A 22,970-nucleotide genomic window follows, 5' to 3' on the forward strand; every position below is an offset into this window, starting at 1 on the left:
TTAGTTATATAAAAAATTAAGATATATTTTTTTGTAAAGTAGTATAGTTAGTTCTTAAAGCGTTCCCATTTTATGAGCATGAACTTATCTCCGAGTTCCGTTATTATCATGCCGGCGCCCGAAAGTAATTCTTTATTTTTTACATATTCTACGAGCTCTAAATGATTAAAGATCTTATAGGTAGGGTGGTAATTTGCATGAGAAGGTTTTTTGATATTAAATGACTTTACCCAGTTACTGACAGTAACATGCGAAACTCCGATAATGCGTTCTATCTCTCGGTAGCTCAACCCTTCAAGGTGTAATTGCAGGGCTTTGGTAACGTAGTAATCATCTATTTTTTTTCCCATTTTATTTACGGTGAAAAAGTAGTTGCATTTTTTGCATAGATACCTTTGTTTGTTATTGATTATGCCACTTTTAGTAATTTGATTTCCTTGGCATTTCGGACAGGTTAAAAGTTCCATGTATATAAATTTTGCATAAATATAGTAAATTAGCAACTTTTATTATTTGAATTTGGTAATAAAACTAAAAAACATAGTGAATCCTCCGTTTTTGTTGGAGAATAGGGAAGTGTTGGAAAAACCAAGACAGTTTGTAAAAACGTGGCTGGTGTCCTATACTAGCTTCGTCGGATAAAAGAGGATTTATTGACGGAGTACATCGGAAATACGCATTAATCCAAAAGGGGTGGATTTGAGAAATGTATAAAAAACAAAAAACCCGAATATTTCTATTCGGGTTTTGTGGTACCTCCAGGGATCGAACCAGGGACACATGGATTTTCAGTCCATTGCTCTACCATCTGAGCTAAGGTACCTCGCTATTGCGGGTGCAAATATAGGATGATTTTTAGTTTATCCAAAACAAATTTTAAAAAAAATCAATTCGTATCTTCGCAACATCAAAAAATAAAATATGATTCTAGCTGTTGATGTCGGGAATACCAGAATTAAAGCCGCTGTCTTTGAGGATAGTATACTCGTGGAAAATTTTGTGTTTGTTAAAAATGAAGTGCAAAAAAACATTCAAAATATTTTAAAAAAATTTAAAAAAATTGCTGATTTGGTCGTTTCGTCTGTTGGAGATGTCGAAAAACAGTCGTTTTTGGACTTTGAAAATGATGTAAAAGTTCATTTTATATCCCATGAAGATCCTTTTCCTTTTATGAATTGTTATTCCACCCCTAAAACTTTAGGAATCGACAGAATGGTTCTTGCCGCTGGAGCAACGCTTCAGTTTCCCAATAAGAACCGATTGGTTATTGATGCGGGAACTTGTGTCACCTTTGATTTTATAGATGAAAACAATAATTATCTTGGCGGAGCTATAGCGCCAGGACTGCGATTGCGTTATGAGTCATTGCATAATTATACCGCAAAACTGCCTTTGTTGACTTTGGAAAATCCGAAAGATTTAATTGGAAAATCTACTTCTGAATCAATCCATTCCGGTGTGGTTAATGGATTAGTCTATGAGATTGACAGTTTCATCGATGAATATAGGGCACGGTATTCAAATTTTATAATAATTTTAACGGGTGGAGACACAGATTTTTTGGCTAAACGATTAAAAAATACCATATTTGCCAATTCAAATTTTCTCTTAGAGAGTTTGAGTCAAACATTTCAATATAAAAATCAAAAATGATTAAAAAATTTATAGTAAGCGCATGTTTGCTTTTGTCACTTGTATCCTTTGCACAGGAAGGAACTTCATCTCCATACTCTTTTTATGGAATTGGTGATATAAGATTCAAAGGGACGCTTGAGAATCGTTCAATGGCAGGAGTAGCAGTGGAACAGGACAGTATTCATATTAATTTAGAAAATCCGGCCAGTTTTGCAAATCTAAAATTAACTACTTTTTCTTTGGGTGGCACATATGGTACAAAAAACTTGAAAAGTAATAGTGGGTCAGCAAATACTCGTAGAACAACTTTAGATTATTTAGCAGTTGGTTTGCCTTTAGGGAAATTTGGAGTGGGGTTTGGATTGATTCCTTATTCTTCTGTAGGATATAAAATTGAGTCTTTGGCAGATCAGGAAGGTGAAACAAGTAAGCGTTTAGCGGGTACGGGTGGCCTGAATAAAGTTTTTTTTGGAGTTGGTTATAAAATAGCTCCTAATTTTAGCATAGGTGCAGATGCGCATTATAATTTTGGTAAAATTGAAACAAAAAGTTTAGAATTTATTACCAATGTTCCGATAGGTACCCGTGAATTGAATTCGGCAGATTTATCTGGTGTGAATTTTAATATTGGGGCAATGTATCAAAGAAAAATAAGTAAAAAATTATCCTTGTACTCTAGTTTAAATTATACTTTAGAAGGAAATCTTACTTCTGCGAATAGCAGAAACATAGCTACTGTCGTTTATAATTCAGGATTTGATGTAGTTGAAGTAGATGCACTTCCAGAGCAAAAAACAGAAAAGGACATAAAATTACCAAGTAGAATATCGTTTGGTGCCGGAATTGGGGAAGCTAAAAAATGGCTTGTTGGAGGGAAAATTTCTTATCAAAAAAATTCAGGTCAGGAAAACACTTATAATCAAGCCAGTAACGTAGGTTACGGAAGATACGGCAGTGTTAGTTTAGGTGGATATTATATTCCTAATTATAATTCTTTTTCAAATTATGCGAAGCGAGTTGTATACAGAGGGGGTATTAAATATGAAAAAACAGGATTGATGATTAATTCTGAATCCATAAATGATATGGGGGTAACACTTGGTGTAGGTCTTCCAATCACAGGTACTTTCTCCAATGTGAATTTGGGCTTCGAATTAGGGAAAAAAGGAACTACAAATGCAAATCTTATTCAGGAGAACTATGCTAATTTTAGTGTAAGTTTTTCTCTTAATGATAAATGGTTTGAAAAACGAAAATTCAACTAAAACTCAAAAAGAGTAGTTATAATTTTATTACTTTTTAAGTACAGTATATGCCCTTACTAAAAACACATATAATTTTCCCAGTAGTCACAGCTTTTGCTGTGACTCTGTTTTTTGGGTGCGAAAGTAATTTTAAAGAAGTGCAAAAAATAAACTTTTCGGAGTTTGTTCCCAGTGGAGATGCTGATAAAGTGAATTTAAAATATACGGACTCAGGACTGATTAAAGTTATTTTAGTGAGTCCAAAGATGTTAGATTATGCTAGTGTGGATTTTCCATTTACTGAATTTCCAAAAGGAATTAATGTTACTATGTATGATAACAAAGCAAAGAAAACATTTATAACTTCCAGCTATGCGGTTTCATACAAAAAGACGCATATTATTGATTTGCAGGGAAAGGTAAAAATTAGGTCGGAAAACGGCCAGACACTGGAAACAGAGCAATTGTATTACGATCAGAAAAACGAATGGTTTTTTACTGAAAAAAAGTTTAAATTTACGGATCTCAAAGGAGAATCAAACGGACAGGGAATCGATTTCAGTAAAGATTTCAAGGTGATTAATTCACAAAGGATAACTGGCGAAATTCTAACAGACGACTAATTTTTATAAAACTATAGTATGAGTTACTTAAAATACACACCTTACATTTATCTTATTTTTGGAGCTTACTTCATTTATGATGGCGTAGCAAAATTAAATGCAACTCAGGAAATACCCTGGTTGAGTTTTATAATAGCAGGATTGGCAATTTTTATGTTTTTCTTCAGATTGAAATTTGCAAAAAAATTCGAAGACCGAAATAAAAAATCCTAGCACATGGAAATTAGTATTATCATATTGTGTCTAATACTATGTGCCTTTTTTTCAGGAATGGAGATTGCTTTTATTTCCTCTAATAAAATTTATCTTGAAATAGAAAAAAAACAGGATAATTTCATTTCTAGAATACTTACAAAACTTACTGAAAAGCCCTCTAAATTTATCGCTGCTATGCTTATTGGAAACAATATAGCATTAGTTATTTATGGGTTTTTTATTGGCGAACTATTGATGCATTGGCTTGATGTCTTAGGATATCATTTTTCAACTTGGCTGAGTTTAATTATTCAGGTAGTTATTGCTACGCTGATAGTTTTGATTACAGCGGAGTTTCTGCCTAAAGTATTCTTTCAAATCTATGCCAATACTTTAATAAGGGTTTTTGCTATTCCTGCATATGTTTTTTACATGTTGTTTTATTTTGTCTCCACTTTTTTTATCTGGGTTTCGGATTTTGTACTGAAAAAATTCTTTAAAACAGAAGGTGACCAGGTGCAGCTTTATTTTAGTAAAGTAGAACTTGGGAATTATATCACAGAACAGATGAGTACGGTTGAAGATAATGAAGAAGTGGATTCTGAGATATTAATGTTTCAAAACGCTTTGGAATTTTCAGGTGTAAAGGCTAGAGATGTAATGAGTCCAAGAACTGAAATCGCAGCTATTGATTTATATGATGCAATAGAAGATCTCAATAAATTATTTATCGAAACAGGTTATTCTAAAATTGTGGTATATCAAAATTCACTAGATGATATTGTCGGGTATGTACACTCATTTGATTTGTTTAAGAAACCAAGTAGCATCAAGGAAATTGTGATTTCTGTGGAATTTGTTCCGGAAACAATTTACATTAAAGATGCAATGAATTTGCTTACCAAAAAGCGGAAAAGCGTTGCAGTTGTTCTGGATGAATACGGAGGGACTTCTGGGATTATTACAATAGAGGATATAGTAGAAGAGCTTTTTGGAGAAATAGAGGATGAGCATGATTCAGAAGAAGAACTAATCGAAAATGAACTTGGTGACGACAGCTATATTTTTTCCACTCGACTGGATGTGGAGTATTTAAACCAAACCTATAAGCTCGATATTCCTGAAAGTGACTCTTATGGCACACTTGGAGGTTTTATTGTTGATTATACCAAAGACATTCCTCAAAAAGGGGACGTAATCACTATAGGTAACTTTCATTTTATTATAGAAGAAGCCACAAACAAGAAAATAGAATTAGTCAAAATGTCCCTAGGAGACTGATTTTTTTTAGAAAATTGAAATTTCTTGTAAAATAAAACGCTACTACTATAATTATTAATTAGATAATTGTATTTTCGCAAACTGAATATAAAAATTAACAACAATAAAAATGGCAGTTTTAGCAAAAATTAGACAACGTTCCGCCTTATTAATAGCAGCTATTGCTATCGCATTATTTGCATTTATAATACAAGATCTTATCGGTAAAGGTGGCCTTGGTCAAAATACCAAAGACGTAGGAAGCATTGATGGAAAAGATATCTCATTTGAAGATTTTAGAGTCAAAGTGAGTAATGTAGAGAAAAGCGGTGAAGGAATTACTTCAACGGCTGCGGCTAACAGAGTTTGGGAACAAGAAGTTTCGATCGCTTTGCTGACATCTGAATTTGATAAACTGGGATTAAGAGTAGGTGAAAAACACATTTTGGAAGTTTTAAAAGCGGATCAAAACATAGGTAAAAACCCATTGTTTTTGAATGCAGCAGGTATGTTTGACATTGCAAAATTCAAAGAATATTTCAAATCAAATCCAGCTCAGGCGCAATACTTGAAAGACAGAGAGAAAGATGCTGAGTTGAATGCTAAATTTCAAATTTATAATACTTTAATCAAATCAGGGGTGTATACAACTGAAAGCGAAGGGAAGTTTAAATATGAAATGGAAGCGAACAAAGTGAATTTTGCTTATGTGGCAGGATTATATTCTACTATTAAAGACAGCGATGTGAAAATTACGGATGCTGAGATTGTAGATTTCATGAAAAAAAATGAAAAAAAATACAAAGCAGAAGAATCTCGTGAGATAGAATATGTTTTAATTGAGGATAAAGCTTCAACTGAGGATGAAAATGAAGTTAAAGCTAAAATTAACGGATTATTAAACGGAAGTGTGGTTTACAATCAGGCAACGGGTAAAAATGATACTTTGCCGGGGTTTAGAACAACTACAAATACAATAGAATTTGTAAATTCAAATTCGGATGTTCCTTATGATTCAACGTATATTGCTAAAAAAGATTTACCAGCTGTAGACGCAGATAAATTGTTTAATCTTGCTCCTGGTCAGGTTTATGGACCTTACAAATTTGGACAATACTATTGTGTTTCTAAATCTATGGGTATGAAACCGGGTGTGAATGCTAAAGCAAGTCACATATTGATTAGTTATGAAGGAACACAAGTTCCTAATCAAAAAGAAAGAAGAACAAAAGAACAAGCTAAAGCAAAAGCAGAAGAGGTATTGGCTCAGGTTAATGCAAATCCAGAGAGTTTCTTAATGTTGGCTTTCACAAGTTCCGATGACTCATCAGCACAACAAGGTGGTGATTTAGGTTATTTTGGACCAAACGCAATGGTAAAGCCTTTTAATGATTTCGTTTTTAGCAATGGAATAGGTACAGTTGGATTGGTAGAGACGCCTTTCGGATTTCATATTATCAAAGTTACAGATAAACAGGACGGGATTCGTCTGGCTACTGTAGCTCAGAAAATTGAAGCTTCAGAAGTTACTTCAGACAGAATTTTTACACAGGCAACCAAATTCGAAATGGACGCTGCTGATAAAGATTTTGCAAAAGTGGCAAAAGACCTGAAACTTGCAATAGCTGCTCCAGTTTCTGTAAAAGCGATGGATGAAACTTTTGGGCCTTTAGGAAACCAAAGAACAATTGTGAGATGGGCATTTGAAGATGATACTAAAGTAGGGGCAGTAAAAAGATTTGAACTCGCTAATATAGGACATGTAATTGCAAAAGTTAAGACTATTGATAAGTCCGGATTAGTATCAATCACTTTGGCCAGACCTTATGTAGAGCCAATTCTTAAAAACAAGAAAAAAGCGGAATTGATAAAAGCTAAAATGACAGGGACTTCATTAGAAGCAATTGCAAAAGCTGCTGGGACAACAGTACAACAAGCGGTTGCTGTTACAATGGAAAATCCAATGTTAGTTGGCGCTGGTCAGGAGCCTAAAGTAGTTGGAAATGCATTTGCATTGGCAGCGAATAAAGTGTCAGCTCCAATTGAAGGAAATACGGGTGTGTATGTTGTGAAAAACCTAAGCACTGTAAAAGCACCAGCTTTGAAAAGTCATCAGGAATATGTAGCTAAGTTAAAAGCACAAAGCGATTCAGACGCAAACAGAGTTGTTCCTGCATTAAAAGGGAATGCTAAAATTGAAGATAACAGAAAACAATTCAATTACTAATAAGCAGCTTAGAAGTAATTAATTTCAAAAATAAAAAATCCCGATACGTTCTAAATGTATCGGGATTTTAATTTTAATATCGTTTTTGTTTGAAAGCTTGAACAGGATTAAGAGCGTATCATCTCGCTATACGGAATAATCGTTCCATAGCCTTTTGAAGCAAAATAGGCGGTTGGGTTTTCGGGAGTAATTGCCATTACAAAATCACCACCCCAAGCACCAAGACTTTTTATTACGCCATTGAAATCGTGAAATAAATATTCTTTTACAGTTTGCATTTCCAGAATAATACTCATTTCTGCTTCGTGCCTTTCAATAGCTAATGCAAATGATTTAAGGGTAGTTGCTTTTATAACTTCGAACGTTATTTTGTCATTTACAACAATTGTTCGATTCAGGTTATTTTTTTTGCTGATGTTGTAAGCTGCGATTGCATTCTTACTGCTTTGTTTTTTGTTGAGGTAAACAAAATAGATATCCTCGGTAAAATTTGGATCAAAAACTACTTTTTCAACAATAGGTTTTCCTTGTTCTAAATGATATAAAATGGGGGTGTCATTTTGAGCGCAGGCAATATCGTAGCCACTTCCTCCAAAACTGTTTTTAAGCAGTGTAAAAGCGTCGATTTCTAACCATTGTGCAATATTGTTTATCAAAGTGGAAGACGTGCCGAGGCCCCAGCTTTTTGGAAAGCCAAGTTCAGTTGTAATACTGTATCCTTCGAAACGAGCGATAAAATTAGGATTTAATAGAAAAGCTTCGTGTAAAATAGCAATAAGTGTGGATTTAACGGATTCGTTTTCTAAATTTGGTGTATTTGAAATGTCAGAAAATGAAATAGTGTCTTCAAACCAAATACTTTTATCGGCATCATAGCTTTTCCAACTGATTTCTTTGTTGCTTCCTTTTTCTATAATCAGGTTTTGTCCCATTTTTGTTGGTAATGCAAAAGCCTTCGCGCCATCTAAAACCAGATACTCTCCTGTAATTAAGAGTTTGCCGTTACTGTAGAATGTTTGTTTCATGTATTTTTTTTAAGCCCGATAAAAATGGAAATCTTTTCTAAGTCGTTTGTCTAAAAGATTGCAATGCATAACGGGCATAGCTCCTGAGAATTATTTTCTTAAATTTTCAATAAAAGCAACAACTGCACTGTGTGAGATAGTATTTTTTTTGAAATATTTATGTATCGAGATCCGTTCATCGGCACTGGCTTCAAACTGATTGATAATATTGTTTAAATGCATTTTCATATGTCCTTCCTGTATTCCAGTAGTAGTTAAAGAGCGCAAAGCCGCAAAATTTTGCGCTAAACCTGCGACGGCAACCACTTGCATTAATTCCTTAGCGGATGGATTTTCTAGCATTTCTAACGATAGCTTTACCAGTGGATGTAAAGAAGTCAATCCTCCAACGGTTCCCAGTGCCAATGGAATTTCTAGCCAAAAGGTAAAAATACCGTTTTCTATTTTTGCATGGGATAGACTGGAATAGTGGCCTTTTCGAGCAGCATAAGCATGAATGCCAGCTTCTACAGCACGAAAATCATTACCTGTAGCCAGCACAACGGCGTCAATTCCGTTCATGATTCCTTTGTTGTGTGTAACGGCACGATAGGGTTCCACTTCGGCAATTTGGACAGCCTGCAGGAACCGATCTGCAAATTCTTGCGGATTTGGAATGTGTTTTTCTTTTAATTCTTCTACCGGGCAGGATACTTCAGCTCTTACAAGGCAATTGGGTACGTAATTCGATAAAATACTCATTACAATCTGAATGTTTTTCTCGGTAGTCGAGAATAATTCGTAAGCGAGCGCTTCTTCTTTTAATGTTTTAGCAAATTGCTCCAGACACGAATTGATGAAATTGGCGCCCATGCTGTCTTTAGTTTCGAAAGTAGCGTGAAGTTGAAAATAATTAGGCAGTAAATTAGTTTTGTCTTTCAGGACTATATCAAGAATTCCACCGCCACGTTTTTGCATGTTTTTTGTAATGGATTCTGTTTCAGAAAAAAACTTTGCTTTAGTTTGAACGAAGAATAATTCCAGTTTTGAAACATCATCGCCTTTGAAAATAAAATGGACCTGTCCGATTTTTTCAGTGTTGATAACGGTTGCTTTAAATCCGCCTCTGGTGGACCAAAATTTTGCTGTTTTTGAGGCAGCTGCAACTACGGAGCTTTCTTCAATTGCCATCGGAATGGCACTGTATTTGTTATTGATTAGGAAATTTGGAGCGATTCCTAGAGGAATATAGAAATTGGTTATCGTGTTTTCAATGAATTCATCGTGTAATTTCTGTATTTTTTCGTCTGAATTCCAATAATTTTTAAGTAATGCTATTGCTTCAGAGGGAGTTGAAAAGTATTCTTGGGCAATCCAATTTATTTTTTCTTCTTTGGATAATTTGGAAAATCCGGCTACAGCGTTGTTCATTCTCAATAGATTATAGTATGTATAGGTGCAAAGATACGCTTTTACCAGTTTTATTTACTATCATATTATCCTCAATAAAAGGGTGTGTATAATATTGTTTTTAACATTTAACACATCAAATGTGAAATTATTGTAAATTTTTCACTAAAATTGACGGTTTTTATAATTAAATCAATATCATGAATTCAAACAAATTTACAGCCTTACTTTTATTCTTGTGTTTTACTGTTTTTGGTCAACAAAAAATCACAATTAATGAAATTTTTAATGGTACTTATAGTGCCAAAGGAATGGATGAATTACAGTCCATGGAAAAGACCAATCAATACACCGTTTTGAATTTTGATCGTGCATCCGGTAGTACGCAAATTGATTTATACGATTTTGCAACATTGAAAAAAACAGCGGTTTTAATCGATACAAAAGAGCATAAGGAATTGCCGGCGATCAATAGCTATACATTTGACGCTTCTGAAAAGATGATTTTATTAGCGTGTAACACCAATTCTATTTTTCGTCATTCCTTTACGGCAGACTATTATTTGTACAATATTGGAACGAAGCAATTAACTAAATTGTTTGATTTTCAGGTTCAGGAGCCAACCTTTTCTCCAGATGGTAAAAAGATAGCCTATGCCAAAGAAAACAATCTTTATGTATATGATGTAGCTTCAAATAAATCGACTCCTATTACTACCGATGGGAAGAAAAATAATATTATAAATGGAATTACGGATTGGGTTTACGAAGAAGAATTTGCTTTTGTAAGAGCATTCGACTGGAGTGCCGACAGCAAGAAAGTGGCCTATATCCGTTTTGATGAAAGTCAGGTTCCGGAATTTTCCATGTCTATGTTTGGAAAAAAATTATACCCTGGAGTTCAAACCTTCAAATATCCGAAAGCAGGCGAAAAGAATTCTTTAGTTTCGCTACATATTTATGATGCCGGTACGGATGCAACCAAAAAAGTTGATTTGGGAAACTACAATGATTTTTACATTGCCCGAATGAAATGGACTAATGATGCCAATGTTTTATCTGCACAGGTGCTGAATCGGCATCAGGATAATTTAGACTTATTATTTATCGATGGAAATTCAGGGACGACAAAAGTGGTGCTGAATGAAAAAGACAAAGCCTACGTTGATGTGACTGATAATTTGACTTTTTTGAAAGACAACAGTTTTATTTGGACCAGTGAGAAAGACGGTTTTAACCATATTTATGTTTACAATAAAGCAGGAAAGCTAAAAAATCAAGTGACTAAGGGTAAATGGGAAGTGACCAATTACTATGGTTTTGATGAGAAAACCAATACTGTTTTTTACCAGTCAGTAGAGAATGGGTCGATTCATAGAGATGTTTATAGAATTGGGCTTGACGGCAAAAATAAAGTGAGATTGTCTAAAAATGTAGGCGTAAGTGCAGCCACTTTTAGTCCTAATTTCCAATATTATATCAATACATTTTCAAGCGCTACGCAGCCTATGACTTATACTTTGAATGAGGCTAAAACAGGAAAACAGGTACAGGTTATTGAAAACAACGAAGCATTAGCAGCAAAATTAAAAGCCTACAATTTACCGGCTAAAGAATTCTTTGTTTTAAAAACGGAAAAAGGGAATGAACTGAATGCCTGGATCATGAAGCCAAAAGATTTTGATGCTTCAAAAAAATATCCTGTTTTTATGATTCAATATTCCGGACCAGGATCACAACAGGTAGTAAATCAATGGGGTAGTTATAATGAGTATTGGTTTATGATGCTGAGCCAACAAGGATATATTGTAGCTTGTGTTGACGGTCGTGGCACTGGTTATAAAGGAGCTGAATTTAAAAAATGCACTCAAAAAGAATTAGGGAAATACGAAGTGGAGGATCAAATTGATGCTGCAAAAGTTATTGGAAATTATGCATTTGTAGATAAATCAAGAATTGGAATTTGGGGATGGAGTTTTGGAGGATTTATGGCTTCTAATTGTATCTTGAAAGGAAATGATATTTTTAAAATGGCTATTGCGGTAGCTCCTGTGACAAACTGGAGATTTTATGATAGCATTTACACAGAACGTTACATGCAGACACCTCAGGAAAATCCAAGTGGTTATGATGAGAATTCACCAATAAACCACGTGGATAAGCTAAAAGGAAAATTTCTTTTGATACATGGTTCAGGCGATGACAATGTGCATGTGCAGAATACAATGCAAATGACGGAAGCTTTAATTCAGGCCAATAAGCAATTTGATTCTCAAATTTATCCGGATAAAGCACACGGAATTTCCGGAGGCAATACCAGAATTCAATTGTATACTAAAATGACGAATTTTATTAAAGAAAATTTAGGAAAAGGCAACTCTTCAGACAAGGAAACAATTTAATACTAATTGATTTTGATAAAAATGCCCATGGAATTTAGGGTGTAAAAAAACAAAATTAAATTTTATAATAAAAAGACTAACTTTATCAAAGAAAACTTATTAATACCACTTTATGGCAAACGACTCCTTAACGCATAAAAAAGAATTTTTTGGACATCCAAGAGCACTTTTTATTTTATTTTTTACAGAAATGTGGGAACGTTTTTCATTCTACGGAATGAAAGCACTTTTGATTTTTTATCTAACCAAGTATCACTTATTTTCTGATAGTGCCGGTAATTTATTAATTGGAAGTTATGCTGCTTTAGTGTATGCGGTTCCTGTTATAGGTGGTTTTATTGCCGATAGATATTTAGGGTTTAGAAAGGCAATTGTTTTTGGAGGAATATTATTGGTACTCGGTCATCTTGGAATGGCTTATGAAGGAAATGCCGCAACTGAGTCTGTTACGGGAGTAATTACCCGGGATGAATTTGCGCTTCAGGTATTTTACCTTTCCTTGGCGTTTATTATTTTGGGGGTTGGTTTTTTAAAGGCCAATATTTCTTCATTGGTGGGCGAGTTGTATTCAAAAGAGGATAAGAGAAGGGATTCCGGATTTACCATATTTTATATGGGAATAAATTTAGGGTCTTTTTTAGCAACTTTAATTTGCGTTTGGCTTGGTGAAAGATATGGTTGGAGTTATGGATTTGCAGCGGCTGGAGTTGGAATGTTTTTTGGGTTGCTGACTTTTATATCCGGAAGGAAATTGTTAATGGGTAAGGGAGAATCTAAAGCGCCGGAATTTTTAGCAAAACAGACGCTTGGGATCAAGAACGAATGGCTGATCTACGCAGCAAGTGTGATCTCGACATTATTAATTTGGCAAATGGTTCAAAGCCATAGCGTAGTGCAGAATTTGCTGATTGTAGCCGGAGCCATATCCTTTGTGTATATCCTTTATTATGCGATTACACAACTCGATAGAATTGCCAGAGAACGATTGATTGCATTAACGATACTGATTGTTTTTACAGTAGTTTTTTGGGCATTGTTTGAACAGGCTTATACATCTTTAAATCTTTTTGCGGATAGAATTTTAGATAGAGGTCCTATTGATGCTGGTAATTTTTTAAGTTTAAATGCATTATTTATTATTCTTTTAGCCCCTGTTTTTGCGTGGTTATGGGTGAAATTAGGGAAATACAATCCGAATACGGCAGTTAAATTTTCGATTGCTCTAATTTTGGTGGGATTGGGATTTGGCTCATTAGTTTTAGGGATTAATGTGTCTGAGATGGGCAAAGTTGGCGTGATCTGGTTAGTGCTGACTTATTTTCTTCATACTTGTGGGGAATTGTGTTTGTCACCTGTTGGGCTTTCTGCGGTTACTAAATTATCTCCGGTAAAAATCGTCGGATTTATGATGGGAGTATGGTTTTTAGCAACAGCAAGTTCTGAGTTTATTGCTTCTTTGCTGGCTAATTTAGCCTCTATAGATACATCAAATGGGGTAGCTCCTGATTTGAATTTGGCAAAACAGAGTTATTTAAAACTTTTTGAATATTTGTTTTATGCAGGCTTAGGTTTTGGAGTATTGCTTTTAGTTCTTTCGGGAACAATTAATAAATTAATGCACGGAGTTGATAAAGAATTAAATAACTAATATATGAGTCAGAATACTACAGATCAATTTTTTAAAAGCACCGTTCTAGGGCATCCAGCGGGATTATTTGTCTTGTTCTTTACAGAGATGTGGGAGCGTTTCTCATTCTACGGAATGCGTTCATTGCTAATATTGTTTTTAACAGCTTCGTTTACAGATGGAGGATGGGAATGGACACGTGAAAATGCGTCTGCTCTTTTTGGATCTTATGTAGGGCTTGTTTATTTGTCAACAATGTTGGGGGGCTATTTTGCCGATAAAGTAATTGGTTTTAGATGGGCTGTTGTTTTGGGTGCATCATTAATGACATTGGGGCATGCTTCGATGGCAGTAGAGACTGAATTTTCAATTTATTTAGGACTGGTGTTGTTGGTTTTTGGGAACGGATTTTTTAAACCCAACATGACTTCTATCATATCCGAAATGTACAAAGACCGTCCTGAAAAGAAAGATGGTGCTTATACTTTGTTTTATATGGGTGTGAATGCGGGTGCTTTCTTTGGAATTTTACTTTGCGGTTATTTAGGTGAAAAAGTGGGATGGAGTTATGGATTTGGTTTGGCCGGAATTTTTATGTTCTTTGGAATGTTGCAATTTTGGTTGTCCCAAAATATCTTTGGAGACATTGGTTTAAAACCGAGTGCCGAAAGCAAAGCTAAGGCAGAGGCTTTAGATACTGATACGAGAAATCCATTTACGCCTTGGCAACTTGGCGTTATTGCTTTGTCATCAATTTTAGGATTGCTATGGATTTTAAATGATCCTGCTTCAAAAATTTCAGGAGGCGCAATCAATATTTTTTCTTTTCTGGGTGAAAATGGAAACACGATTGCGATAGTTACGGCTTTGCTATTGTTTATTATTTTATTAATTTACAGATTTACGCAATATTCAAAAATCACTAAAGAAAAATTAATTGCAGTGACATTTTTTGCTTTTTTAACTATTTTCTTTTGGGCAATTTTTGAACAGTCACCAAACAGTTTGACCATTTTTGCAAATGATTATACAGATAGGATTTTAGTTGGTAATTGGAGTGTCGTGTTTTTAGTTGTTAATTCATTGATTACTATTTTGCCTTTAGCAATTATCAGTTGGGTGTTGTATTTGTTGTCGAAACAAACGTTCAAATATTATGCAGTGGCGAATATTATTTTGAGTGTAAGTTTTATAATTATCTGGACAATCGCAATTTGGATGTTAGTTAAAGATTATTACACCGCCGGATATTTGTCCTTGTCAGATTCAACATTGCAATCGCTTAAAATTGACAAAGTGACAACTGCACTGACAGAGGTTCCTGCGACCTGGTTTTCTACCTTAAACTCATTGTTCATTATTTCACTTGCGCCTCTGTTTTCAAAATGGTGGGAAAGTAAATACAATCCATCAGCTAATTTAAAGTATGGTATTGGAATGGCATTGTTGGCTTTGGGGATGGCTTGTGTTGCTTTCGGCGCCAGTGGTATCGAGGCGGGTGCAAAAACGGCTTCAGTCAGTATGATTTGGCTTATTTTAGTGTACCTTTTCCATACTATGGCAGAATTGTGTATTTCGCCAGTTGGGTTGTCGTACGTAAGTAAACTAGTTCCTGCAAGAATGATTGCATTTATGTTTGGAGTTTGGTATCTTGCAGTTGCAATTGGGATGAAAGGAGCAGGAATGTTTGGTGAGAATATTGATAAGATCGCAAACGAACATGGATTGAGTTATTTCTTTTGGATGTTAACAATAATTTCAATTGTAGTTGCTTTGTTTTCTGTTTTAATGACTCCTGTCATTAAGAAATTAATGCATGGTGTTCGATAGGTTTGGGCACTGTTTTTGATGAAATAAATACAAAAATATAAAAAGATGAAGAAGATAATCGTAACAGTATTTCTGTTTGTGGCTTCATACGCTGTAGAGGCACAAGAATTAGTTTGGGAGACCAATGTCAATAAGGCAATGGAGATTTCTAATAAAACCAAAAAACCATTATTACTGTTTTTTACAGGAAGTGATTGGTGTGGCTGGTGCATTAGATTGCAAAAAGAAGTGCTGAAGACACCAGAGTTTGCAAAATGGGCAAAAGAGAACGTAGTTCTGGTGGAATTGGATTATCCAAGAAGAACACCGCAAACACCTGAAATCAAAAAACAAAATAGCGAATTGCAACAGGTTTTTGGCATTCAGGGTTTTCCAACAATTTATTTTGCCAATGGTACTACTAAAGACGGCAAAGTGAATTTTGAAGGATTAGGAAGTACGGGTTATGTTGCTGGTGGTCCAACTGCTTGGCTAGCTGTGGCAGATGGATTTCTGAAAAAGAAGTAATTGTCAGTTTAATGTATAGAATCCCTTTTTACCAGATGCGTAAAAAGGGATTTTTTGTTTAATTACAGTTGGTTTTCAATAGTTCTGGATTGCTGTCTGGCTCGAGGTGGCAGCGATACTGTTTTTGTCTGTACGGTTTGGAATAAACGGGCTAAATTGCTTATTTGGAGATTGTGTAGCAGACGGGACTCCTTTTTTGATGCCTTTATCTTTGATTTAAAAAAGCGTGCTAAAAGGATCTGGTTTTGTGTTAGATTGGCTTAGATATCGCGGTTGCCTACAGCAATCCAATAAACAATTCTTAAAGCGATAGAAAAGGCACTGGGCCGGTATAGTAAAAACAACAGGAAATAGTTGGTTTATCTTAGAATTCTATTGATTTGCACAAAAGAATTTTGATAGTACGGCTCATTTATGGAGGAGATTATTACGCCTCTAGAAGTAGAAGAGTGTATGAATTTCACATCTTCATCAGAACTTTCTATAACCATTCCTACGTGGTTGATTTTTGATTTTCGATTCGTTTTAAAAAATATTAAATCTCCTTTTTTAATATTGTCTCGCTCTCGATCAATTATTAAACCCAATTTTGATTGTTCATAGGAAGAACGGGGAATTTGAATATCATAGGAACTAAAAACAGAATACAGTAGTCCGGAGCAATCGAAACCAGCCTTAGTCGTACCACCACTTCTATATTTTACCCCAATGTTTTCAGATGCAGAATCAATTAATTTTTCTATGAGATGATTTGTTTTGGATGCTGTTTTCTTCTTTTCTGATCTAGTTTGTGTTTCTTTTATTGCAATTACTTTTTTAGAAGTGATGATGGGGGAACTTGTTTTACAGGCAGTAAAAAAAGTAAGAATCAATAAAAAGTAAAGTAGTTGTTTCAAAAGATTTGTTTTTTTGTGAATTTTAAAATGTAATCATAACTATTTTAAATCAGCTACGATCAATTTTGCTGTTTTTGCGCTGGCGCCAATTCCACCAAGCTTTGCTTCTAGAACGTCGTATTTCTCTAAAAGTTGTGTGCGATGAGCGGGTATTAGTATTTTTTTCAATTCTTCTCGAATTTGCTCCGTTGTGCAGTCCTCCTGAATTAATTCGGTTACCACTTCCTGATCCATAATCAAATTTACTAACGATATGTACTTTAGCGTAATAATTCGTTTTGCAATTTGGTAAGAAGCCCAGCTACCTTTGTAACATACGACTTCTGGAACTTTAAAAAGTGCTGTTTCCAATGTTGCTGTGCCCGAGGTGACTAATGCAGCCGCTGCATTTTGCAATAGATGGTATGTTTTATTAGATATGAATTTTATATTTTCATTAGTTATAAAGCGCTCATAAAATGAATATTCTTGACTAGGAGCACCTGCAATAACAAATTGATAGTCTGGAAAATCATTGGCAACACTTAACATCACCGAAAGCATTTTAGTGATTTCTTGTTTCCTGCTACCCGGTAGAACGGCAATAATGGGTTTTTCGTCTAATTTATTTTCTTTTCTAAAAAGAGCAGGGTCAATTGGTCTTTGGTTTTGAATCGCGTCAATTAATGGATGGCCTACAAATTCAACTGGAAAATGATGTTTATCTTCATAGAAGTTTTTCTCGAAGGGCAAAATGACATACATTTTATCTATATCTCGTTTGATTTCCGTAATTCGACTCTCCTTCCATGCCCATATTTGTGGTGAAATATAGTAATGGGTTTTCATGCCGAGTTCTTTTGCCCATTTTGCAATTCTTAAATTAAAACCTGGGTAATCTATAAAGATCAGAACATCCGGTTGAAAATTCAGTATGTCTTTTTTGCATATTTTGATGTTATTCAAAATCGTTTTTAAATTGAAAATGACTTCAATAAATCCCATGAAAGCCAATTCGCGATAATGTTTTACTAATGTTCCTCCTGTATTTTGCATCAAATCACCACCCCAAAACCGGATATCGGCATTAGGATCTTCTTTATAAAGTGCTTTCATCAAATTCGAGCCATGTAAATCGCCCGAAGCTTCTCCAGCTATAATGTAGTATTTCATTTTTTTCTTTTTATTTCTTTTTAAAGATTTTCTATACGTGGTGCCAAATTCAGAAAGCGTATCGTCAGCTTTTTAAGCGTAACAAAGGTATGAACTTTGCTTTTTAAATAAATAGAGAAACAAGGGTCATGACAATTACCGCTAAGACAACGCCACGAGCCATGAGTTCCTTGTTTAGCTTAAGTAAAATAGCAAAAGCTACCAGATCAAGAATGGATCCAAGTGTGATTATTTTGCCAAGTTTATCTTCTGATTTCATGGCATTTATTCCTTTGATAAAATCGAAGTCTGTGAAAAAAGTTATAAAAAGATAACTACCCAATATCGAAGCTAATATTCCTATTGTAAATCCAGTTAACAAATCTATTTTATTCATTCCAATTCCAGGTATTAAGTTGTTGTGTGGCATGATGTGCCGTCAAATCAAATTGCACCGGAACTACAGATATATATCCATTTTTCAGTGCCCATTCATCAGTGTCTTCACCGTTGTCCTGGTTCACAAATTCTCCGGTAAGCCAGTAGTAATCTCTTCCTTGGGGTGTTTTGCGCTTGTCGAATTTTTCGACCCAAACTGCTTTGGCCTGGCGGCAAATTTTGATTCCCCGAATGTCTTTTTCTTTTAATTTCGGAAAATTTACGTTTAAAACGACTCCTTCTGGCAGTTTGTTTTCGAGTACTTCTATTGTTATTTTTCGAATAAATGATTTTATTTCTTCAAAATTGGCATTCCAATCGTAATCTAACAAAGAAAATCCGATAGCTTGAATTCCTTCTATGCCAGCTTCAACAGCAGCACTCATGGTACCGGAGTAGATGACATTTATGGAAGAATTAGAGCCATGATTGACGCCCGATACGCACAGGTCTGGTTTTCTTTTTAAAATTTCGCTGACAGCAAATTTTACGCAATCCACAGGAGTTCCGGAACAGCTGTATTCTGTAATGACGTCGTTTTCTTTTGAAATTTTATTTAAATACAACGTATCGTTTATTGTAATTCCGTGGCCAGTGGCACTCTGAGGAGCATCGGGGGCAACAACAACGACTTCTCCTATTTCTGCCATAACGGCTATTAGTGCCCTAATTCCTGGCGCTGAAATACCATCGTCATTTGTAACTAATATCAAAGGTTTGGAGTGTTTTGTCATTTTATGATTTAAAGAAAGGATTTCTAATTAAAAGATTTAAAATGGTAAATGTAGTTACAGAAAACCGCATTTTTTTAACAAAGAAAATAAAATTTATTAACTTGAATATTAAACCGGAAAGAAAAAAAACAATTTTATATCTTTAACAAAAAATTATGCAGCCCTTGTCATTGTTGGCATAGTTTTTACCGTAATTTAGATTAAAAATTGATGAATACTATAATTGAGTTTATGAAAAGAAATTATAAAATACTTCTTGTTGTTGTATGTCTTTCGGCAACACTCTTTGCATTTAAGATGAATGCGACAAAAGAAACCGATCCCGAGAAAGACAAATTACTGTTGGAGCTATTAACAATTGTAATTCAGAAAGGGCATTATAATCCTGCAAATATAGATGACACATTTTCAAAAGGAATTTACAAAGATTATATTGAAGCTTTAGATCCATCTAAGCGTTTTTTTCTGCAGTCAGATGTTGATGAATTTTCAAAATTTGAAACGGAATTAGACGATCAGTTGTTGAACAAAGATTTGACGTTTTTCAACCTTACGTACGATCGTTTGATGAAAAGAATGGAAGAGAGTAAAAAGATTTATAAATCGGTTTTGAGTCAGCCTTTCGACTATAAAGCGGAGGAGAGTTTCAATACGGACTATGAAAAAGCACCTTATTCTAAAGATAGTAAGGAACTTAACGATAGATGGCGCAAACAAATCAAATTGTCTACGCTATCCTCTCTTACGGATCGTTTAAAAATGCAAGATAATAAGAGTAAAGGAATTGTAGAAAAAGAGGCGAAAGATACTTCGGTTCCGTTGAGAGATGGGGAGAAGTTAACCGTTGATCCTATTACTGCAGATAGTGCTAAAAGCGAAAAGGCTGCAGATGATGGTAAGTCTAAAACTTTCGAAGAATTGGAAAAAGAAACCCGAGAGAGCGCCTTGAAATCGTTAGATGAATATTTTGGTTTTATGCAAGATTTAGACAGAAACGATTGGTTTTCTGTATATATCAATTCAATTACAGCACGTTTTGATCCACATACTAATTATTTTGCACCGGAAGAAAAAGAGCGTTTTGATGTAAGCATCAGCGGGAAATTGGAAGGAATTGGAGCTCGTCTTCAAAAGAAAAATGATTTTACTGAAATTTCAGAACTTATTTCTGGAGGTCCCGCCTGGAGAGGTAAGCAACTTGAAGCAGGAGATTTGATTATGAAGGTTGCTCAGGGTAGTGCAGAAGCAGTAGATGTTGTAGGGATGCGTCTTGACGATGTTGTTAAGAAAATTAAAGGGCCAAAAGGAACTGAAGTTCGTCTTACCGTTAAAAAAGTAGATGGAACTATTAAGGTTATTTCTATAATCAGAGACATTGTTGAAATTGAAGAAACCTATGCAAAATCAAGCATCGTTAATAAGAACGGACTGAAATATGGAGTTATTTATTTGCCGAAATTCTACATCGATTTTGAAAATCAAGATGGTAGAGATGCTGGAAAAGATATTGCTAAGGAAGTAGAACGTTTGAAAAATGCAGGTGTAAATGGTATCGTATTGGATGTTCGTGACGATGGTGGAGGTTCATTGTCAACAGTAGTTGATATTGCAGGATTGTTTATTGAGCAAGGACCAATTGTTCAAATTAAATCTGCCGGCAGAAAGAAGGAAGTGTTATTTGACAGAGATAAAAAAATTGAATGGGATGGTCCATTGGTAATCATGGTTAACAGTTTTTCTGCATCTGCTTCAGAGATATTGGCTGCGGCAATCCAAGATTATAAAAGAGGAATAATCATTGGTAGCAAACAAACCTATGGTAAAGGAACAGTGCAAAATGTGATTGATTTGAATCAGTTTGTGCGTAGTAGCACTGTAGGAGATTTGGGAGCCATTAAAACAACTACACAGAAATTCTATAGAATTAATGGTGGGTCTACGCAACTCGAAGGGGTTAGCAGTGATATTGTTATGCCGGACAGGTATGCTTATTTAAAAATGGGTGAGCGTGATGTCGACAATGCAATGCCTTGGGATAAGATTGATCCGGCTGAATATTCTCTTTGGAATAAAAATGCTAATTTTAATCAGGCTATTGCAAACAGTAAAAAGAGAATTTTACAAAGCGCACAATTTCGGTTAATAGAAGAGAATGCGAAATGGATTGATAGCAGAAGTGAGGATAACACCTATAGTTTGAATATTGAAAAATTCAAATTAGCTCAAAATGAAATTGAGGAAAAAGCTAAGAAATACAAACCGCTTTCTGACTATAAAAATGCGCTTCAATTTACTTCATTGCCATATGAAATAGATGAGGCATCTAAAGATGTTGCCTTAAAAGAAAAAAGAGACAGATGGCATGAAGCTTTAGCAAAGGATATTTATGTGGAAGAAGCATTAAATGTATTGGATGATTTACAGACTAAAACTGTTGTAAAAAATAGTATTCCTGCTAAATTGAAAAAAGGAAAATTAGCTAAATCATAAGGTTTGTAGTGAAAGAATAAATAATGATTGCTATAGCGTCCCAGAAATTTAAATAGAATTTCTGGGGCGTTTTTGGTTATTGCATTTTCGATAAAAAGAATAATTACAATTTTAAACAGATAGTAAAAAATGAAGATTCGCCTTTTTTTTAATGTAATTATGGTGCTTAGTGTGTGTCTTTTTTCTTCGTGCAGAAAGGACGCGGCAGTAGTAAAGACTTCCGATAAGCAGAACGATCAATATGCTTTACAGGAAGGTCCGCAATATTCTGGGAAGGCTGGAAACAATGCTGCGGCGATACTTCAGTCATTTGATTTTTTGCCATCTTCCACAACGAATCAGATTGTGTCACATGAGTATTATACGTTGTCGTATAATGAAAAATATGAGCAGGCGGAGTGGGTTGCTTATGAACTCAAGAAAGTCTATTTGAAAAACAATAGTTTTAAGCGTCCTTTTTTTATCGAGGACCCTAAAGTTAAGACGGGCTCGGCTGATTGGAGGAATTACAAAAAATCGGGCTATGACAAGGGGCATCTTTGTCCTGCGGGAGATATGGAGTTTATTATTGCGGCTTATAATGATACTTTTCTCACTTCCAATATTTCGCCTCAATTACATGACTTTAATAGTGGAGTTTGGAATAGACTAGAACAAAAAGTACGGTATTGGGCAGCGAAGTATGACGGGATTTACGTTGTTACAGGGGGTGTCTTAGAATCCTCACTCAAAACAATTGGGAAAGAGAAGGTTTCTGTTCCTGAATATTTTTATAAAGTTTTATTGGACAATACAGGAGGGAATTTTAAAATGATTGCTTTTCTGGTTCCTAATTCGGAAAGTACTGCGCCATTGTACAGTTTTGTAGTTTCTGTTGATCGTATCGAAAAGATGACGGGAATTGATTTCTTTCCTAAATTGAATGACAAAACAGAAAGCCAATTGGAAAAAAGTAGCGATTACAAAAGCTGGAGTTTTAATTAGGTTACCCTTATGGAAATTAGTTCAGTTTTTATTTTGTAAACGCAACCGCCGGAAGCTCTTGACAAAATAATTAAAAACGATAACAAGGCGAAAATCGGAAATGAATAGCAGAATTACGATAACTTTTCAAGAAAGCCCCCATACACTTGGGTCTTTAGACGGGGGATGAATTGAAAATGCAAATACTTCTGATCATTTTAGATATACAAGTGACAATTAAATACTTTTTTTTATATATTTGTTTAATGGAAAAGCGATGGAGGAAAAGCAGAAGTGCTACATACAATATAGCCTATCATTTGATATGGTGTCCAAAATACCGTAGAAAGGTAT

The 22,970-nt window shown here is 34.8% G+C and carries 19 protein-coding genes, 1 tRNA gene and 1 pseudogene; 13 read left to right on the forward strand and 8 right to left on the reverse strand.

Annotation, left to right across the window (positions count from 1 at the left end):
• Positions 1–47: 47 nt before the first annotated feature.
• Entirely contained in the window at positions 48–467 is a 420-nt protein-coding gene (locus ACNQGN_RS13655) for a transposase (protein ID WP_417988381.1), read from the reverse strand.
• Between the two features lie 283 nt (positions 468–750).
• Positions 751–823 (reverse strand) — tRNA-Phe (locus ACNQGN_RS13660).
• Positions 824–921: 98 nt separating this feature from the next.
• Between ACNQGN_RS13660 and ACNQGN_RS13665 the strand changes: the two genes are divergently transcribed.
• From ACNQGN_RS13665 to ACNQGN_RS13695, 7 genes and pseudogenes are all read left to right on the forward strand, one after another.
• Complete coding sequence (locus tag ACNQGN_RS13665; RefSeq protein WP_417988382.1) at positions 922–1,653, forward strand: type III pantothenate kinase; 732 nt, start codon at positions 922–924, stop codon at positions 1,651–1,653.
• Positions 1,650–2,900, forward strand: coding sequence for a BamG family beta-barrel-assembly machinery protein (locus ACNQGN_RS13670; protein ID WP_417988383.1), 1,251 nt, complete (start codon positions 1,650–1,652; stop codon positions 2,898–2,900). Before ACNQGN_RS13665 ends, ACNQGN_RS13670 begins: the two co-directional genes overlap by 4 nt.
• Before the next feature lie 47 nt (positions 2,901–2,947).
• Entirely contained in the window at positions 2,948–3,502 is a 555-nt protein-coding gene (gene lptC, locus ACNQGN_RS13675; protein ID WP_417988384.1) for an LPS export ABC transporter periplasmic protein LptC, read from the forward strand.
• Positions 3,503–3,520: 18 nt separating this feature from the next.
• The gene (locus tag ACNQGN_RS13680) at positions 3,521–3,715 is read left to right on the forward strand and encodes a hypothetical protein (RefSeq protein WP_417988385.1); all 195 of its coding nucleotides are present in this window, start codon (positions 3,521–3,523) and stop codon (positions 3,713–3,715) included.
• 3 nt (positions 3,716–3,718) lie between these two features.
• Positions 3,719–4,978 carry a hemolysin family protein gene (locus tag ACNQGN_RS13685; RefSeq protein ID WP_417988386.1) on the forward strand — a complete coding sequence of 420 codons (1,260 nt, stop codon included), beginning with the start codon at positions 3,719–3,721 and terminating at the stop codon, positions 4,976–4,978.
• Between the two features lie 109 nt (positions 4,979–5,087).
• Positions 5,088–5,537: pseudogene (locus tag ACNQGN_RS13690) on the forward strand (SurA N-terminal domain-containing protein); the annotation flags it as partial.
• A 555-nt stretch (positions 5,538–6,092) separates the two neighbouring features.
• A complete protein-coding gene (locus ACNQGN_RS13695; protein WP_470303651.1) occupies positions 6,093–7,184 on the forward strand; it encodes a peptidylprolyl isomerase in 1,092 nt (363 codons plus the stop codon).
• Between the two features lie 107 nt (positions 7,185–7,291).
• On the opposite strand, the gene ACNQGN_RS13700 is transcribed toward ACNQGN_RS13695, so the two are convergent.
• Both ACNQGN_RS13700 and ACNQGN_RS13705 read right to left on the reverse strand, forming a co-directional pair.
• Complete coding sequence (locus ACNQGN_RS13700) at positions 7,292–8,209, reverse strand: GYDIA family GHMP kinase (RefSeq protein WP_417988387.1); 918 nt, start codon at positions 8,207–8,209, stop codon at positions 7,292–7,294.
• A 90-nt stretch (positions 8,210–8,299) separates the two neighbouring features.
• A complete protein-coding gene (locus ACNQGN_RS13705; protein WP_417988388.1) occupies positions 8,300–9,619 on the reverse strand; it encodes a hydroxymethylglutaryl-CoA reductase, degradative in 1,320 nt (439 codons plus the stop codon).
• Positions 9,620–9,798: 179 nt separating this feature from the next.
• Between ACNQGN_RS13705 and ACNQGN_RS13710 the strand changes: the two genes are divergently transcribed.
• From ACNQGN_RS13710 to ACNQGN_RS13725, 4 genes are all read left to right on the forward strand, one after another.
• Complete coding sequence (locus ACNQGN_RS13710) at positions 9,799–12,000, forward strand: S9 family peptidase (protein ID WP_417988389.1); 2,202 nt, start codon at positions 9,799–9,801, stop codon at positions 11,998–12,000.
• A 112-nt stretch (positions 12,001–12,112) separates the two neighbouring features.
• A complete protein-coding gene (locus tag ACNQGN_RS13715) occupies positions 12,113–13,648 on the forward strand; it encodes a peptide MFS transporter (RefSeq protein ID WP_417988390.1) in 1,536 nt (511 codons plus the stop codon).
• 3 nt (positions 13,649–13,651) lie between these two features.
• A complete protein-coding gene (locus ACNQGN_RS13720; protein ID WP_417988391.1) occupies positions 13,652–15,457 on the forward strand; it encodes a peptide MFS transporter in 1,806 nt (601 codons plus the stop codon).
• Between the two features lie 45 nt (positions 15,458–15,502).
• Complete coding sequence (locus tag ACNQGN_RS13725) at positions 15,503–15,964, forward strand: thioredoxin family protein (protein ID WP_417988392.1); 462 nt, start codon at positions 15,503–15,505, stop codon at positions 15,962–15,964.
• A gap of 359 nt (positions 15,965–16,323) precedes the next feature.
• On the opposite strand, the gene ACNQGN_RS13730 is transcribed toward ACNQGN_RS13725, so the two are convergent.
• The 4 genes from ACNQGN_RS13730 to surE all read right to left on the reverse strand — a co-directional run bounded on the left by ACNQGN_RS13730 (position 16,324) and on the right by surE (position 19,163).
• Complete coding sequence (locus ACNQGN_RS13730) at positions 16,324–16,860, reverse strand: C40 family peptidase (protein WP_417988393.1); 537 nt, start codon at positions 16,858–16,860, stop codon at positions 16,324–16,326.
• A gap of 39 nt (positions 16,861–16,899) precedes the next feature.
• Entirely contained in the window at positions 16,900–18,012 is a 1,113-nt protein-coding gene (lpxB, locus tag ACNQGN_RS13735) for a lipid-A-disaccharide synthase (protein WP_417988394.1), read from the reverse strand.
• Between the two features lie 103 nt (positions 18,013–18,115).
• Positions 18,116–18,388 carry a hypothetical protein gene (locus ACNQGN_RS13740; RefSeq protein ID WP_417988395.1) on the reverse strand — a complete coding sequence of 91 codons (273 nt, stop codon included), beginning with the start codon at positions 18,386–18,388 and terminating at the stop codon, positions 18,116–18,118.
• A complete protein-coding gene (surE, locus tag ACNQGN_RS13745) occupies positions 18,381–19,163 on the reverse strand; it encodes a 5'/3'-nucleotidase SurE (protein WP_417988396.1) in 783 nt (260 codons plus the stop codon). The genes ACNQGN_RS13740 and surE overlap by 8 nt, the downstream gene beginning before the upstream one ends.
• A 210-nt stretch (positions 19,164–19,373) precedes the next feature.
• Here surE and ACNQGN_RS13750 point away from each other — a divergent pair, with 210 nt between their 5' ends.
• On the forward strand, positions 19,374–21,653 hold the full coding sequence (locus ACNQGN_RS13750; protein ID WP_417988397.1) for a carboxy terminal-processing peptidase: 2,280 nt from the start codon (positions 19,374–19,376) through the stop codon (positions 21,651–21,653).
• Positions 21,654–21,782: 129 nt separating this feature from the next.
• Positions 21,783–22,637, forward strand: a complete 855-nt coding sequence (locus ACNQGN_RS13755) for a DNA/RNA non-specific endonuclease (RefSeq protein WP_417988398.1) — start codon at positions 21,783–21,785, stop codon at positions 22,635–22,637.
• Positions 22,638–22,970 lie beyond the last annotated feature (333 nt).

The sequence above is a fragment of the Flavobacterium rhamnosi genome (genome assembly GCF_048286515.1).
GTDB lineage: Bacteria > Bacteroidota > Bacteroidia > Flavobacteriales > Flavobacteriaceae > Flavobacterium.